Source organism: Caballeronia sp. GAFFF2, from assembly GCF_023631485.1.
In the GTDB taxonomy this organism is placed as follows: Bacteria; Pseudomonadota; Gammaproteobacteria; order Burkholderiales; family Burkholderiaceae; genus Caballeronia.
On record NZ_JALQDA010000027.1, the window covers coordinates 680950 to 698247 of the forward strand.

Here is a 17298-nt window from a genome sequence, read left to right on the forward strand (position 1 = left end):
TGTAGTCGCTTAAATTCAGGCGGCCCGAGGTAGGTGCGAAACGCGATTGACGTCCGAACTCGCTTCAACGATATTCGGACTTTCGTTTTTCGGACGCACGCAGTCGATGTTCATTCGACATACATTCGCGCCCGACAAACGATACGAAGGATTGTTGCCGCAGGACTTCGCGCGCGCGATTGCGGGCGGTCCGAAGCCAGTATAGGCACTCAAGCGGCCACGTTATCGCACATGTCCTTCGAGGGCTTAAAAGCATGACCACGCGTCTGACGTTTCCTGCATCCATGTTCTCCGTCGTCTGCCAGCGTTGCGGCAGCACGATGCGCAAAAACGCCGACAGTTGTCCAAACTGCGGCGCGGATCGTAACGCCGCGTCCGCTCAACCGCGCCAGGCCGCCGCACCGCAAGAACGGCCGCGCGTCAATATGTTCGAGCAGACGCTTTCCAAACCGCTTCCGTCGATGTCGACCTCGGCAACGGCTTCCGCCGCCGCATCGGTTGGCGCCGGCGCCTCCGCTTCCGGCGCGCTGCCGGAGGAGCCCGCAACCGAACGCGGCTGGCCCGCGGCTTGGGACCCGAAACGCGCGAGCGAACGTATCGCGCAAAAGGCGGCGGAGCATCGGGCGAAGCGCCTGGAGGAATCCGCGCGCAGCGCTTATGCGAACACCGGCCGCGATCCCGACGCGCTGCCCGGATCCGAATCCTGGTCGAAGCGCAAGACGGTCATCGCGGGCGTTTGTTCGGTCGTGCTCGCGCTCGGCGCAGCCGCTTATCTGCAATACGGCGATTCGAACGATGACGACGCCTCGCCGTCCGCCGATCACAGTGTCTCCGGCGCGATCGATTCCAGATTCAGTTCGCTCGTGCCGGGTACTGCGCCGAACGTGAACCCCAATGTGGCGACAGGCGCGGGCAATGCCTCGGCCGATGCCCGCGCGTCCGTTTCCGGCGATACGCTGCGCAGCGTGCGCCTTGCGCTGGATCAGCACGACCTGACGCTGGCGCGCGCGCGCCTCAAGACCGTTCCCGCGTCATTGCAGACGCGCCCCGACTACGATTCGATGAAAGACGAACTCGCGAAGCGCGAGTTGCAACGCGACGCCGCGCTGCAACTGGCGCGGGCCTGCGAGCGGACTTCGGCATGGTCGTGTGTGCAGCAGAACGCGGGCGAAGCGCTCGCTATCGATGGCGGCAACGGCGAGTCGCAAGCGATGCTCGAACGCGTCATCTCGCACGCGGGCTGGATGGTCGCGACGCCTGCGGGCGCGAAGAAGCCGTTGCCATCGGCGGTGACGGCTGCTGCCCCGGCGCCCGCCGCGCCTGCCAGCGTGGTTGCCGCCAATGTCGGCAAGCCTGCGACCACTGCGAACGTCGAAGTTGCGACGCCGCCAGTCAAGACCGTGACCATCGCGCCGAAGAACGTGGTTGAGCGGCACGCCGCGCAGCGCGGAACGGCAGCGGCGGCACGGCGGGATGCCATCGACGAAGCGCGGGATGCATCGACTGATTCGCGCGCGGAGAAGATCGCGCGGGCTCAGGCGGCTACGAATGCCATTACCGCGGCGACGGTTGGGCCTGCTGCTACGGCTAACGTTGCCCCGGCCAATGCGCCTGCGACTTCGGCCGTTGAATTGCCTGCCGCGAAGATGTTCGCACCGTCCGCTGCGACGGCGACGGCGACGGTGGCACCGGCGACTTCCGGCAATGCCTTGCCTGCCGCAAGGACTACGGCAGCGACGACAGCGCCTGCCGTGCCTTCCACGACACCCGCGCCTTCCGCTGTTGCAGCCACGGCCGCTCCTTCGGTTGCTGTGCTGACGCCCGCGCCCGTGACGACCACGGCGACGCGCACGGCGCCCGCCAACGCTGCGCCGCCTCCCGGGACGAGTCGCACCGCGCCCGCCGCCGTGGCAGCCAACACGCGGCCCGCGCCTCAAACCGGCGCGACGCGCAATACCGCGTCGACCGGCCTGTTCGATGCCTCTTCCGCCAATCACGCCAACGCGAGCGATGAGATGTACGTCGCGCCGCAGAATCGCGGAGCGACCGCGACGGGCGGCGGCGCATCGAATAACGGCATGTACGATGCGACGTCCAATCGCGGCAGCACGTCCAACGGGATGTATGTGGCGCCGTCGGCGTCGGGTGCCACACCGCATGCATCGACATCATCGACGGCGACTGGCGCGACGCCTGTCGCCGTGCGCAATACCACGCCGCAAGCTCAACTCGCCGCCGCGCCCGCGATCACCCCGCCCGCAGCAAGCCCGCGCGCTGCCGCGTCGTTTGGCGCATCGAACGTATCGGCGCATATGGACGCGGACAAGACCGAAGAACTGGAACGCGCCATCAAGCAATACGGTTGGACGAGCGGCGGCGGGGCTTCGAAGTCGGCGCCGTGAAGATGGGGAGATAGAAACATGGAAGAGCGCATTGAATGAAGATTCGGCGCTCTGTGGGTGAAAGGCAACCACGCAAGCAAGGCGTCTTGCGAAATCGAAGCGGCTCCGAAGAGAGCGCTTCAGAAATAGGAAAGTCTCGGGTAACGACGCGAATCTGAAGAAGCCCGACTCGGGAAACGAAGCACCTTTGAAGGAGCGAGGTCTCGAATATCAAATCGCTTCCAAAGCGGCGATGTCTCGGGAGACGAGACTCGACGGAAGAGACGACGCACATCGGCGGGTGTGCGAGCAAGAAATAAGCATCCAAAGAACGAAGCAAATCAGGAAAAAAGCATTCACGGAGACAAAGCTTTTTTGGCACAGCGTGCCCGGAAAGAATCCGGCATCTCGCGAACGGAAAGAGTCGCCAGAACAAACTGCATCGGCTAAAACTAGCCCGCGCGCAGAAACGCATAACCGATTTCGCACGATGCGACGCTCTCGCATCGCGCGTGTTCCACAGCACCCGTCCAACTCAAGAATCGAGGGTCAATCATGTTCTCCACGAAAATCATGCGGAACGCCGCGCGAGGTGCGCTTGCCCTCCTTGCCGTAATCGGTCTCGCAAGCGTCACGGGGACGAGTTTCGCCGCCGACGCCGTGCCCTACAAAATCACTACCGGGCCGGATCGCGGCACGTATATTCAGATCGGTCAGGACCTGTCCAAGTACGTGGCCGACCCCGCCGGCATGGAACTGGAAGTGCTTTCTTCCAAAGGATCGGCGGAAAACGTGCAGCGCATGCGCTATGAACCCGGCGTGAAATTCGCACTCGTTCAGTCGGACGTGTATCAGGCTTACGTCGATATGGCCGCGTCCGGTAACGCCGATGCCGGCAATATCATCAAGCCGCTGCGCCTCATCATGCCGCTTTACGACGAAGAGATTTACTTCGTCGTGCGTTCGGATTCGCCGCTCAAGTACATCCAGGAAATCAAGGACAAGAACATTAGCGTCGGGCTGCTCGGAAGCGGCACGGCGCAGTCGTCGGCGACGCTGTATCGGCTGATGTTTGGTGAACCTATCGCCGATCAGAACGCGCAGCACTATAGCAACGAGGACGCGCTCGCGAAGCTGATCGTGCGCAAGATCGACGTCGCGGTGATCGTCGCGGGACAGCCTGCCAAGCTCTTTCAGGACATGAACCCGGAACTGCTGCAGCAGATCAAGCTGTTGCGTCTGGACCCGGCCGCGCCTGAAACCGCGCGCGCCAAACAAACGTATTTCCCGGCGACGATCCGCACATCGAGCTATCCGAACTGGATTCAGGAGGACACGCCGACGCTCACGGTCAAGGCGTTCCTCGTGACGTATGACTACGGTCTGCGCGGCACCGTCGGCGCGATGTCGAAATTCGCCGATTCGCTCTGCACGAACTTCGACACGCTGCAGGCGAGCGGGCATCCGAAGTGGAAACAGGTGCATCTCGAACTGCCGCCGCTGACGAAGGGCTGGAAATACTATCCGCCGGTTGAAAAGCATTTGCGGTCGTGCATCGCCAAGCGCGCGGCGCTCGCGCAGCAATCGCAAGGCGGCGCGCAGACCGTATCGGCGCGTTCGACGGATGGCGCCGCGCCAAAAATGAAGAAAGCAAGTTGCACCGCGCAGGAGAAGGTGTTGTTGCTGTGCGATCAATGACGTGAACGCACGCGCTGTTGTCTGCATGACGACAGCGCGTCGCGCGATACGCAAACAAGCGCCTACGCCCCCATCGCCGCCATAACCCCCGCCAGCCGCTTCAACCCACGCTCGATAGCCGGGACGCTCGTCCCGCCATATCCAAGCAACACGCCTTGCAGAAGCGGCTTGCCCGCATAAAACGGCGCGATGCCGTACAACCCCACTTGCGCCTCGCGCGCCGCCGCGACCACGCGCGCTTCCTGCCACGGCTCTAAAAGCCGCGCGACCAGATGGATGCCGGCGGTCGATGGCATCGGCTCGAACCAGTGCGCAAGAGCGCCCGTCAGATGCGCGATCAACGCGGCACGGCGTTGCGCATACGCCTTGTGCATGCGGCGCAAATGTTTCGCATATTCGCCATCCAGCATGAAGGCGCCGAGCGCTGTCTGCGTGAGCATGCAGCCGTGCAGATCGCAAACTTGCCGCGCGTTCCAGAGCGGCTCGGAAAGCGTCGCGGGCGGCACCACGTAGCCAATCCTTAAATCCGGAAAAAGCGTCTTCGAGAACGTGCCGACATACGCGACCAACCCTGCATGATCCAGGCTCTTCAGCGACTCGACCGGCCGCCCTTCGAAGCGAAACTCGCCGTCGTAGTCATCCTCGACGATCACCGCGCCGCGTTTGGCCGCCCATTCGAGCAGTTCGATCCGGCGCGCGAGGCTCATCGGCATGCCGAGCGGAAACTGATGCGACGGCGTCACGTAGACGAGCCGTGTATTGCGCGGCAACTTGTCCACGACGATCCCGTGCTCATCGACGGGAACGTGCGCAATGCGCGCGTGCAGCGCCGAGAAGATGGCGCGCGCAGGCGGATAACCCGGCTCTTCCATCGCGACGACATCGCCCGGCTGGACCACCACGCGCGCGAGCAGATCGAGCGCCTGCTGCGCGCCTTGCGTCACGAGAACGTCCTGCCAGTTCCACACCACCGCGCGGCTGAAAGCCAGATAGCGCGCAATGCCGAGCCGTAGCTCCTGCTCGCCGGCCGGATCGCGATACGACGCCACGCCGCCGCCCGTGCGCGCCTGCGTGCGCAGCGCCTGGTTGACGCAGCGGCGCCAGGCATCGAAGGGGAAAAGCGTCTTGTCGGTCACGCCGCCCTTGAAATCGCAGTCGAGCGTGATGTCGGCGGGCGGCATGGGCATCGACATGCGTTCGGGCATCTTGCGCCAGATGCCGGTGGCGCGGGCGCGCGCCGAGGTCGGCTCGGCGCGGGCGGCGGGCAGACGCGTGAGGCCATCGGCGACGAAGGTGCCATCGCCGGCGCGAGTGCGAAGAAAACCTTCGGCGATCAGGCGATCGAATACATCGAGCGTCGTCTTGCGAGACACGCCGAGCTGCGCGGCGAGATCGCGCGTGGACGGCAGGCGCGCATGAGCGGCAAGCCGCCCTTCGATGATGCCCGCGCGCAACTGGCCGTAGATCTGGCCCGTGAGGTCGTGACGGCCGTGCAGGGTGATGTGGATGTCCAAGGTGAAGCACCGATTGAGCGTGGCTACCTAGGATGAACGGATTTCGATGCATTCACAAGACCAGCGCCGCGTTCGCCTCACCCTTCCGCCCCAAACACCGCCGCACATAACGTCACCCCTTCGGCGCTCAACCACGCACTTCCCGCGCCCTCTTCCGTGATCGTCATCTCGATCAGCCCCGCATCCGCGAGCCCGGTAAGCTGCCGCCGCAACGCGCTCATCGGCAAATCGGACTGCTTCGCCAACTTCGCAAGCGACCACGGTTTCTCCGGGCTCTCCCGACGCGCGCGCCAGAGTTGCGCCAGAACGGCGACGAGTATGGGATCGATGTCATCGCTCATCTATGTCTCGTTCTCTATGTCGTCTCGCGCCGCGCGCCGATCGATTTCGCCGACGAGTTCGCCCAAACGCTGCAACGCCGCCTCGCTCTGCGCGGTCCACGGATAGCTGTAGTTCAGGCGAATGAAGTGGCTGAAGGCATTGCGCGTCGAGAACATATAGCCCGGCCCGACCGTGATACCGCATTCGAGCGCCGCGCGATAAAGCTGCATCGAATCGACGCGCTCCGGCAATTCGACCCAAAGCACATAACCGCCCTGTGGCGCGGACGTGCGCGTGCCCGCCGGAAAGAAGCGCTCGACCATCGCACGCATGATGCGCGCCTGTTGCTGATAGAGCTTGCGCACGCCGCGCAGATGCCGGTCGTAACCGTCCTGACGAAGATAATCGGCGACGGCGACTTGCGGCACCGAAGGCGTGGTCAGCGTGTTGAGGAACTTGAGCTTCTCGACTTGCGCGCGAAAACGTCCCGGCATCGCCCAGCCGATTCGATACGACGCCGTGAGACTCTTCGAAAACGACGCGCAGTGAAGCACGAGCCCCTTGGTATCGAAACTTTTGAGTGTCGTAGGCCGCGCATCGCCGAAATAGAGCTCGTGATACACGTCGTTTTCGATCACCGGTATCTCGTGCTCGCTCAGCAATTCGACGAGTTGTCGCTTGCGCGCATCCGGCATCAGGAAGCCGAGCGGGTTCTGAAAATTCGGCATCACCATGCAAGCAGCAATCTTTCTTTTGCTGATGATCTGCGCGAGCGCCTCGATGTCGATGCCATCGACGGCATGCGTCGGCACCTCGATTGCGCGCATGCCGAGCCGCTCGATGGCGTGCAGCATCGCGTAATACGTTGGCGACTCGACGGCCACGGTATCGCCCGGCTTCGCGACCGCCTGCAAACTCAGATTGATCGCTTCCGTTGCGCCGACCGTAATCACGATTTCGGCCGGGTCCACGCTCACGCCGTTCTCCGCGTAGCGCCGCGCGATCTGGCGGATGAGCTCGGGGTTGCCGGGCGGCAGATCGTCGATGAGATTCCAGCTCGTGTGCCGCCGCGCGACGGCGTTCGCGTACTGGTTGATGCGCCGCCAGGGGAACGGCTCGGGATCGGGATACGGCGAGCCGAACGGCACGGCGTCGTGCGCGCGGATGCTGCGCAGCGTGGCGAGCACGAGCCGGCTCACGTCCACTTCGGAAGCCACCGCCACGGGACGCGCGCGGCGCTTCGTCTCGTCACGCTGCGTTTCGGCCTTGGGTCTGGCACGCACGAAATAGCCGGATTGCGGACGCGTTTCCACCACGCCGCGGCCTTCGAGCAACGCATAGGCATGCAGCACGGTCTTGATGCTCACGCCGTGCTGCTGGCTCGCCTGCCGCACCGACGCAATGCGCTCGCCCGGCGCGAACACGCCACGGCGCACGGCGGCTTCGATCTCATCGGCGAGCTTTTCGTAGAGGGTCACGGCGGCGGTCGTGTCGAAACAAGGAGGGCGTTCAGTCTACCAACTGTATCCCTCCTATTTCACGTTTTCTGTGCGCCGCGCGCCATTTGGGAAACAGTAGGATCGACGTATCGAATCGTCCTGTGCGTCGACACGCCACACCATGAAGAAGCCCGAAGCTCGCATCGAACCGTACACGCACCCCGCCGCAGGCTGGGGCGCGCTCAAACAGGTGGCTATCAATCTCGTCAAGGAGAAGGTCGCGGGCGGCAATTACCGGACGCTCTTCAAGCAGAATCAGCCGGATGGCTTCGACTGCCCCGGGTGCGCGTGGCCGGACCGGGCGCATGCATCGACATTTGAATTCTGCGAAAACGGCGTCAAGGCGGTTGCCGCCGAAGCCACGGCGAAGCGCGTCACGCCCGCGTTCTTCGAGGAGCACACGGTGACTTCGCTGATGGCGCAGTCGGACTACGAACTCGAACAGCATGGCCGCCTAACCGACCCGCTTGTCTACGACGCCAAGCGCGACCGTTATGTGCCGATAGAATGGGACGCGGCGTTCGAGTTGATCGCATCGCACATCAACAAGCTGGACCATCCGGACAAGGCCGCGTTCTATACGTCCGGCCGCGCAAGCAACGAAGCCGCTTTCCTTTACCAGCTCTTCGTGCGGATGGTCGGCACGAACAATTTCCCCGACTGCTCGAACATGTGCCACGAGGCAACGAGCCGTGGCCTGCCGCATACCGTGGGCGTCGGCAAGGGCACGGTGACGCTCGACGACTTCGAACACGCCGACACGCTGCTGCTCTTCGGTCAGAATCCGGCGACCAACCATCCGCGCATGCTCGGCGAGTTGCGCGACTGCGCGAAACGCGGCGCGACCATCGTGTCGATCAATCCGCTGAAAGAACGCGGCCTCGAACGGTTCGCGAGCCCGCAGCACACACTCGACATGCTTTCGCCCAAGGGCGTGAAGATCAGCTCCGTGTTCATCCGCCCGAAAGTGGGTGGCGACTTCGCGCTCATCAAGGGCGTGGCGAAACGCGTGATCGAACTCGACGATGCCGCGCTCGCCAATGGCCAGGCCCGCGTGCTCGATGTCGATTTCATCGCGCAACACACGGTTGGCTTCGACAGCTTCGCCGCCGACTTGCGCGCCGAGAACTGGGAGATGATCGTAGCGGAATCGGGCGTGGCCATCGACGAAATCTTAAAGCTCGCCGATATCTACGCGCAAGGCCGCGCCGTCATCTCGACATGGGGCATGGGCCTCACGCAGCACAAGAATTCAGTGCCGATCGTGCAGTTGCTGTCCAACCTGATGATGATGCGCGGCAATATCGGCCGGCGCGGCGCGGGGCTTTGCCCGGTGCGCGGCCATTCGAACGTGCAGGGAGATCGCACGGTGGGTATCGAGGAAAAGCCGACGCAGGCGTTTCTCGACAAGCTCGGCGCGGCATACGACTTCGAGCCGCCGCGCGAGCACGGTTACGACGTGGTCGAATCCATTCACGCGATGCTCGAAGGCCGCGTGAAGGTGTTCATCGGCCTGGGTGGCAATTTTTCGATCGCCACGCCCGACACGCCGCGCACCTGGGAAGCAATGCGTTCGTGCGACCTCACCGTGCATATCACGACCAAGCTGAATCGCAGCCATCTCGTGCATGGCCGCGACGCGCTCATTCTGCCGACGCTCGGCCGTACCGAGATCGACATGCAGAACGGCGTGGCGCAAGGCGTGAGCGTGGAAGACTCGATGAGCATGGTCCACATCTCGTATGGCATGAACAAGCCCGCTTCGCCGAATCTGCTTTCCGAGGTGGCGATCGTCGCGCGCATGGCGCATGCGACGCTCGGTTCGGGCAAGGTGGACTGGCTTGCGCACGCGAACGACTACGCGCTGATTCGCGACGGCATAGAAAAAGTGGTCGAGGGCTTCGAGCGCTATAACGAGCGGTTGAAGCAACCCGGCGGCTTTCATTTGGGCGTGGCTTCACGCGAGCGCGTCTGGAAGACGCCGAGCGGCAAGGCGCAGTTCATCGTACACCCCATTGCCGTCGATACGCCGATTCACCGCGCCCGCGCCCTGCATGGCGCGCGCCTGATGACGCTCATGACCACGCGCTCGCACGATCAGTACAACACGACGATCTACGGACTCGACGACCGCTATCGTGGCGTGTACGGACAGCGGCGTGTGCTCTTTGCGAACCGCGAGGATATCGACATGCTCGGCTTCGAACCGGGCGACCTCGTGGATATCACGAGTGTCTGGGATGACGATGTCGTGCGCCAGGTGGACGGCTTCACCCTCGTTGCGTACGACATTCCTCGTGGATGCCTGGGCGCATACTATCCTGAGACCAACCCGCTAGTGCCGTTGTCGTCCACTGCTGATGGTGCCGGGACGCCGACTTCGAAGTCCATTCCCGTGTTGCTGAGTTCCGCGAACGAAATCCGCCAGAGCGCTGCTGCTTGAGATCGAAGTTGATGCCGCACCGGGCCACCGCGTTGTGACGCGCGCGGGCGCGTGCGTTCAGGCGGCGCTCCAGTGCATCGGGACCCGTGCACCAGCGGTGAATGACGGCGCCGAGCGCGCCCAGAATGCCGACGCCCGCCATCCAGCCGAGCGCGATGCTTTGCAGCGTGGCCGACACGTAAGCGCCGCCCAGCATGGCCGCCGCGAACACCACCACGACCATTTTGTACGGCGGACTGTCCTGATTCTCGGTCCGTTGGCGGGTTGCGGCGCCCCATTCGGTCTGGTAGCCGCTGACAGAATATCCTTGCGTAGTTTGTTTCATTTTTATCTCCAAACCGTCCTCAAGTTTGCGTTTTCGCAAACTTACGCAGATGGAGACGCAAGCGATATACGACTTTTCCTAACTATCAGCCGGATGGCAGAGGTTGACTTTTAGCGACGATGACGGACCGTTACTTGGCGCCGGCAAACTCCTGCACCTCGGCATCGGTTTCGCCGGCGAGCGGCACGACGCCTGACGGTCCCATCGCCAAGGGCTGCAACAGCAACGCGACGAGCCCGCTCCAGCCGGTCTGATGCGATGCGCCCACGCCGCGTCCGTTGTCGCCGTGAAAGTATTCGTGGAACAACACGAGATCGCGCGAACGCGGGTCCGCCTGGAGTTGCGGATACGCCGCCATCACCGGACGTTCGCCGTTCTTGTCGAGCAAGAAGAGCGTGGTCAGACGGCGCGCGAGTTCGTCGGCGATCTGTTTCAGCGAAAACTTTTGTCCCGAGCCGGTCGGGTATTCCACGCGAAAATCATCGCCGTAATAGCGATGAAATTCGTGCAGCGACGCAATCAGCAGATAGTTCACCGGCATCCAGATCGGCCCGCGCCAGTTCGAATTGCCGCCGAACACGCGCGAGTTCGACTCGGCCGGCAGATACTGCACCGAGAAGCTGTCACCGTTGTGATAGAACACGAACGGATTGTCGCGATGCACCCGCGACAGCGCGCGCACGCCGTGGTCGGAGAGAAACTCGCTTTCGTCGAGCATGCGTCTGAGCAGCGCCTTCATGCGATGCCCGCGCAACAGCGACAGCAGCACGCTATTGCCCTGCCCCGCGATATTCCAGCGCGACACGAGCCGCGCGAGATCCGGCCGATGTTCGAGGAACCAGTGCAGCCGGTCGCGCAGTCCCGGCAGCGCCTTGTGCACGTTCGGTTCGAGCACGTGCACGGCGAACATGGGAATGAGCCCGACGATGGACCGTACGCGCATCGGTACATTCGAGCCGTCCGGCAGACGCAGCTTGTCGTAGAAGAACTCGTCCTCGCCGTCCCACAAACCCGTGTCGCAGTCGTCCTCGCAGCTCACGGCTTCCGCGATATACAAGAAGTGCTCGAAGAACTTCACCGCGATATCCACGAACACCTTGTTCGCGTAGGCCAGTTCGAGCGCGATACGCATGAGGTCGAGCGCGTACGCGGCCATCCATGCGGTGCCATCGGCCTGATCGATATGACCGCCTGTCGGCAGCGGCGACGAGCGATCGAAGATGCCGACGTTATCCAGCCCGAGGAAGCCGCCCTGGAAGATGTTGCGGTCGTCGGCGTCCTTGCGGTTGACCCACCACGAGAAGTTGAGCAGCAGCTTGTGGAATACGAGTTCCAGGAAGTCGCGGTCGCCCTTGCCGGTGATCGCGCGGTCGATCTCGTAGACGCGCCACGTCGCCCACGCGTGCACGGGCGGATTGGCGTCGCCGAAAGCCCATTCGTAGGCGGGCAACTGGCCATTCGGATGCTGATAACGGTCCTTCACGAGCAGCAGCATCTGGCGTTTGGCGAACTCCGGATCGATCAATGCGAAGGCGGCCGCATGGAACGCGAGATCCCACGACGCGTACCACGGATATTCCCACTTGTCGGGCATCGACACGATGTCCGCGTTGCACAGATGCCGCCACTCCGCATTGCGCCCGCGACGGCGCGATTGCGGCGGCGTAGGTTGCAGCGGATCGCCGTCGAGCCAGCGCGTAACGTCGAATTGGTAATACTGCTTCGACCACAGCATGCCGGCGAGCGCCTGACGTTGCACGAGCCGCTGATCGGCGTCGGTGATGTCGTGCTGCAACGCGCCGTAGAACTCGTCGGCTTCCGCGATACGGCGCGCGAAGAGCGCGTCGGCATCGAGCGGCACGGTGTCGGGCGCGGATTCGGGACGCCAGCGCATGAACACTGTCGCCGTCCCGAGTGGCGCGATCTCGAGATGCGCGCGAGCCGTCGCGCGCGTGCCGGTGTCGCGGCGAATCGCGTGTTCGTCCTTTTGGACGATGTAGTCGTTCACGCCATCCTTGAACGGACCCGGACCCTCCATGTTGAAAAGACGCTTGACGTTGGTCTCGTTCTCGCAGAAGAGCCATTCGACATCGGGCGTATCCGGCGACCATGCCGTGAGTACCATCTGTTCGTGTGCGCCGTGTTCCGCCGCGACATAGGTCACGCCGTTCACCGTCTGAAGTTTCAGCGAGGGTTTATCGGACACCTTCTTCCACGACCACGTATTGCGCGCCCACATTTGCGGCATCACGTCGATGGTAGCGGCGCAGTCCGCGCGATTCTCCACTTTCACGCGCATGACGATGTCGTCCGCCGTGTGCTTCGCGTATTCCACCTGCACGTCGAAGTAGCGGCCATCGTCGAACACGCCGGTATCGAGCACTTCGTATTCGGGCTTGTCCGCGCCGCGCCGCGCGTTTTCCTCGATGAGATCGGAATAAGGAAACGCCGCATGCGGATACTTGTAGAGCATGCGCATGTACGAGTGCGTCGGCGTGCCGTCGATGTAAAAGTACAGCTCCTTCACATCCTCGCCATGATTGCCCTGCTCGTTGGTGAGCCCGAAAAGCCGTTCCTTGATGATCGGATCGGCGCCGTTCCACAAGGCGAGCGAGACGCACCAGTTGAGCTTGTCGTCGCCGAATCCGGCGATGCCGTCCTCGCCCCAGCGATACGCCCGGCTGCGCGCGTGATCGTGCGGAAAGTAATCCCACGCGGTGCCGTTATCGCTGTAATCCTCGCGCACCGTGCCCCATTGCCGTTCGCTCAGATACGGTCCCCAGCGTTGCCAGCGCGGGCAATCGCTCGAATGCAGACGCGAGCCTTCGACGGTGTCGATCTGATTGACGGCGCGCGATTTCGGCATGGATATTTCTCCTGATGAGCGGCGTTCGATGCCGCGGGCAAGACTCGTAATTTAGCGTGTTTCGGTCAGAAGCTTTTCTATGCGCAGCAATTCGCCGAGCGACCACGCCTGGAAAGGTGTGCCGCCAGGCGTATGGGGTGCATTGCCGTCGGCGACTTCGGACAGATGATCGAGACCGTACCTGTCCAGATGCGCTTCGAGCGGCGCAATGAAGCGCTCGCGCGCGCCCGCTGCGCCATGCACACGAATCCACGCCTCGATGAACGGCCCGATGAGCCAGGGCCACACGGTTCCCTGATGATAGGCGCCGTCGCGTTCCAACACGCCACCCGCATAACGCGGACGATACGCCGGGTCGGCCGGCGCGAGCGTGCGCAAGCCGAGTGGTGTCAGCAGTTGGGTTTCCACTTGCGCGAGCACGGCTTGAGCGATGTCGCCATCGACGAGCGCGAAAGGCAGACCGCCCAGCGCAAAGATCTGATTCGGGCGGATCGAACGATCGAGCTTGCCGGCTTCGTGATCGGCATCGACGACATCGTACAGCGCGCGTGTGTCGGGATCGACGAAGCGTGCGAGGAAAGCCGCGCGCGCAGCGTCGCGCGGCGCGGTCCAGCGCGCATTCCACGCGCTTGCTATCGACAGCGCGTTGAACCACAGCGCCTCGACTTCCACCGGTTTGCCGATGCGCGGCGTCACCACCCAGTCGCCCGCCTTCGCGTCCATCCACGTGAGCTGAACGCCCGGGACGCCCGCGCGCAACAGACCGTCCGCGTCCGCCGCGATGCCAAAGCGCGTGCCGCGCGTATAGCCTTCGAGAATGGAATCGACCGCGTGTTGCAGGCGGCTCGCGGTCGCGGCGCTGGCGTGGCCCGTCGCCAGGTAATCGTGCACCGCCACGGCGAACCACAGCGAGGCATCGACCGAGTTGTATTCGGGCATGCCGCCGCCGTCCGGGAAGCGGTTGGGCAGCATGCCGTCCGAGAGCGTATCGGCCCATTCGAGCAGAATCGATTCGGCATCGGCGAAACGGCCCGCCGCGAGCAGAAGACCGCGCATCGAGATGAAGGTGTCGCGGCCCCAGTCGGTGAACCACGGATAGCCCGCGATGACCGTCTTGCCAACGTTGCGATCCACGATATAGGCGTCGGCGGAACGCGCGAGCCGCGAGCCGAACGCGGCGCGCCTTTGGCTCTCTCGCGTGGCGAGTCGGGTGGCAAGCGCTACCGCATTGCCCTCGTGCGCCTGTTCGTGGCCGGTGTCGGCATGAAAGATCAGCACCGCATCGCCGCGTACGAGATCGAAGCTGAAGACGCCGGGTGCGGCGAGGTCTTCGGTGAAATCGAGCCCGCGGTCGCGCTCACGCGCATAGCTGAAGTTGCGATACCAGTCCGGCGCGTGCCGATAAGCCCCGTTCGACGTCGCGCCGATAGCCGGCAGATCGGCGTACGGACGCCAATGCACACGCTCCACGTCGACGGTTGCATCGAAGGAAAACGCGCCGTTCTCGTGATGCAGCGCGTGATAGTCGCGGCCCGAAAGAAGCGGCCGCACTTCGAGCGTGGCTTTCGGCACGGGCGTTTCGAGCCGCCAGCGCAGCACCGTCTCGCCGCTGTCCTTTACGACGAACACTTCCGCGCTCGCCACCGTTTCGTCGCCAATGCGAAAGCGCCACGTGGGCCACGGCGAGGTATCGAAGGAGAGGAGGCTCGCGGAGATGTCCGGGTACAGCACGTCGGGCGCGTAGCGTTGCATCGTGAGCGCGTGACGCTTTCCGTTCACATCGAGCCACGCCTCGACGCCATTCACCAGCACGACGCGCCCGGCGGGCGGCGCGGTGGCGGCGAGCAGCAACGCCTGATAGCGCCGCGTGCGCAACGTGCCGACGGTGCCCGACGCGAAGCCGCCGAAGGCATCCGGTTCGAGCCATTCGTCTTCCAGGCGCGCGGCGTCGAAAGGCGCGTCCCGATTCGCTTCGATACGCGTCATGTCGCCGCCTTGTTCCGATAATCGCCGAGCGCGCGCCGCGCCTTCTTCTGGATCGTCGCGCGCATTCGCGGTGTCCAGCCGAGCAGCAAACCGCTCGCGCCGAGCGCCTGACGGCTCCAGCGCCAGAGATCGAAGGTGTCGATGTGCTCGACGATGAAGCCATCGCGGATAGCAAAGCGCGACTCGATACGATTGACGACCGGCCGGCCCGTGGCCGAATAGGTATAACGCGCGATGACGACGGCGCTCGCGGTCTGCCCGATCGAGCGGATTTCATCCACGGTCAGCGAGAAATCCGCCGCGCGGCCGAGCAACATGCGCCACATGTCGCCGACCTCACGGCCGTGCAGCAGGCCGAACGCGGGGTCCTGAAAGCGGATGTCGGGCGCGTAACACGCGGCCATCCCCTCGGCGTCGCGCTCCTGAAAGGCGCGGTAGAACCGCTCGATGAGTTCGGTGTTTGAATTGGGCATGAGCTTCTGGAAGGGCCGCTGGCGCGTGCAAGTTCGCATTCTCTCCCGGCTCGCGCAATGCTGCAGCGCTAATTCTTCGCGACTGCGTGCTTTGTCCGGCGTCTTTTAAACGCGATAGATGCGAAAAAGCAGGATTACAGTCGAGTGATATTCAACTTGTCTTCAAATGCATCTGCAAACGATTACCCACCCATGCACACCCCCCGAAAAAAGGCGAAACCATAATTGACGCCGAAAATTTGTTTATCTAAATTCGTGTCACTTCCTACTTTCTTTAGAAGCCTTCGTTCTAGCCGATACAGCATCGCAATGAAATTGCGGTGAAGCGTCTACACGCTTATTTGGTTTAGTTTCCGGTTTGCGCTTCCAAAAGCCGATCATTTCACAACCGCCCGCTCTCGAGGCAGTCATGCGATTCCGAAAACCAAGAAATGCGCTGATCAATGGGCAGGCCGAGTCCTTTCTCATGGATACCCGAAGCGGCTCGATTATCCGGTCGATCGATAATGCGGATTCTGATTGCGTTACCTACGTGCTTAAAACCCGCGAGAACACACATTATTGCGCGTTATTGAATAAACTCGATCACCCCTACCGAAACGCATTACTGCAGCTTTCAATGGCGCTTGGCTTGCCGGTATCGATCAATGCTAATTGCCAACGATTTATTGACGTTGTTTCCGTAGGCTTGAAACACACGCGGTTATCCGAGACCTCGCTCTTCAAATGGAACCTGCTGAACGACGTCAGGACCGGACTCATCGTGCAGATAGACGATGCCGACAGCGTCGGAACCTTTGGCTATATTCTGCGCTGCCCCGACGGTTCGCATTATTGCGCGCAAATGACGCCGGATGATAACCGCAATCGCCATATGCTGATGCTCATGGCGTTCAGATCGGGCTTGCCGGTGACTATTCGCGCCAGCGCGGATTATTACGTCACGGGCGTTTCGATCGGCTCACGGCGCTTCGGTCCGAATATCGAGTGCACGGCCGAGCCGCTCGGCAATACTCCGCGCACAGGTTTCATCGAAGAGATAATCGATACCGAAACCTGCGACACGCTCGGGATCGTTCTAAAAAGCGTGGACGGCGCGCGTTATCACGCTCGTCTGGAACGGCGACCGGACGCTGAAAAACTCGGGTTAATGATAATGGCAGTGGGTGCCGGCCTGCCACTTACCGTATATGGCAATGAATATCATTATATCACCGGCCTTTCAATCGGCACTTATCTCGCCGAAGAAACGCCGCCGCTGATCTGTTTCAGTCTCAGGCTGACCGAAACGCGTACCGGCTTTCTCACTCGCATAATCGATTACGACATGCTCGATCGAGTCAATTACCTTTTGCGCGCGTGGGACGGCCGCCAATATTGCGTGCAAATGAACGCGAAGATCTGCCCTCACCGCCACCACATGTTGGTCCGCGCGCTGGCGTGGGGGTTGCCGGTCAGTATCACCGCAGACGTCAATTCCGTCGTAACAGGCGTCGCGGTCGGCCTGCCGCGCGCGGGCAGTCCCAGTTTTCATTGTGGTGACGAACGTCATGCCGGCACGAAAACGGGCAATGTCACGCGCTTGATCGATGCCAACTGCGCCGGCGACCAGCCGAGCTACGTGCTCCAGACACCCGACGGCATGGAGTGGCGCGTGCGGACCGCCGCGAACGCCGACGCGAACCGCAACGCATTGCTGGAAATAGCGCTCACTTCCGGCCTGTCCGTGACCATCGATGACGCCGGCGGCAGGCGCTCCGCCGGGCGTCTGAGCGTGGAGCGGCGATAAAGC

At 62.8% G+C, this 17298-nt stretch carries 10 protein-coding genes; 4 read left to right on the top strand and 6 right to left on the bottom strand.

Translation table 11 applies throughout. The features are described from left to right. Positions 1-254 precede the first annotated feature (254 nt). Positions 255-2402 carry a zinc ribbon domain-containing protein gene (locus tag NCT04_RS19525; RefSeq protein WP_250467322.1) on the top strand — a complete coding sequence of 716 codons (2148 nt, stop codon included), beginning with the start codon at positions 255-257 and terminating at the stop codon, positions 2400-2402. A gap of 534 nt (positions 2403-2936) precedes the next feature. After that, a complete protein-coding gene (locus tag NCT04_RS19530; protein ID WP_250467323.1) occupies positions 2937-4079 on the top strand; it encodes a TAXI family TRAP transporter solute-binding subunit in 1143 nt (380 codons plus the stop codon). A gap of 62 nt (positions 4080-4141) precedes the next feature. Here the strand turns inward: NCT04_RS19530 and pdxR are convergent, their stop codons facing one another. The 3 genes from pdxR to NCT04_RS19545 form a co-directional block, all read right to left on the bottom strand. After that, entirely contained in the window at positions 4142-5593 is a 1452-nt protein-coding gene (gene pdxR, locus NCT04_RS19535) for a MocR-like pyridoxine biosynthesis transcription factor PdxR (RefSeq protein WP_250467324.1), read from the bottom strand. Positions 5594-5670: 77 nt separating this feature from the next. Then, the gene (locus tag NCT04_RS19540) at positions 5671-5934 is read right to left on the bottom strand and encodes a helix-turn-helix domain-containing protein (RefSeq protein ID WP_244829417.1); all 264 of its coding nucleotides are present in this window, start codon (positions 5932-5934) and stop codon (positions 5671-5673) included. Continuing rightward, on the bottom strand, positions 5935-7392 hold the full coding sequence (locus NCT04_RS19545) for an aminotransferase-like domain-containing protein (RefSeq protein ID WP_250467325.1): 1458 nt from the start codon (positions 7390-7392) through the stop codon (positions 5935-5937). Positions 7393-7534: 142 nt separating this feature from the next. On the opposite strand from NCT04_RS19545, the gene NCT04_RS19550 reads away from it, so the two are divergent. Beyond that, positions 7535-9856 (top strand): FdhF/YdeP family oxidoreductase, encoded by a 2322-nt coding sequence (locus NCT04_RS19550; RefSeq protein WP_250467326.1) that lies wholly within the window; start codon positions 7535-7537, stop codon positions 9854-9856. A gap of 455 nt (positions 9857-10311) precedes the next feature. On the opposite strand, the gene NCT04_RS19555 is transcribed toward NCT04_RS19550, so the two are convergent. From NCT04_RS19555 to NCT04_RS19565, 3 genes are read right to left on the bottom strand one after another with little or no spacing between them, the layout of a single operon-like run. Beyond that, positions 10312-13047: an MGH1-like glycoside hydrolase domain-containing protein gene (locus NCT04_RS19555; protein WP_250467327.1), complete on the bottom strand. Its 2736-nt coding sequence runs from the start codon at positions 13045-13047 to the stop codon at positions 10312-10314. Positions 13048-13098: 51 nt separating this feature from the next. Continuing rightward, entirely contained in the window at positions 13099-15033 is a 1935-nt protein-coding gene (locus tag NCT04_RS19560; protein WP_250467328.1) for an amylo-alpha-1,6-glucosidase, read from the bottom strand. Beyond that, positions 15030-15506, bottom strand: a complete 477-nt coding sequence (locus NCT04_RS19565; RefSeq protein WP_250467329.1) for a nuclear transport factor 2 family protein — start codon at positions 15504-15506, stop codon at positions 15030-15032. The genes NCT04_RS19560 and NCT04_RS19565 overlap by 4 nt, the downstream gene beginning before the upstream one ends. 409 nt (positions 15507-15915) lie before the next feature. Here NCT04_RS19565 and NCT04_RS19570 point away from each other — a divergent pair, with 409 nt between their 5' ends. Then, a complete protein-coding gene (locus NCT04_RS19570; protein WP_250467330.1) occupies positions 15916-17295 on the top strand; it encodes a hypothetical protein in 1380 nt (459 codons plus the stop codon). Positions 17296-17298: the final 3 nt, after the last annotated feature.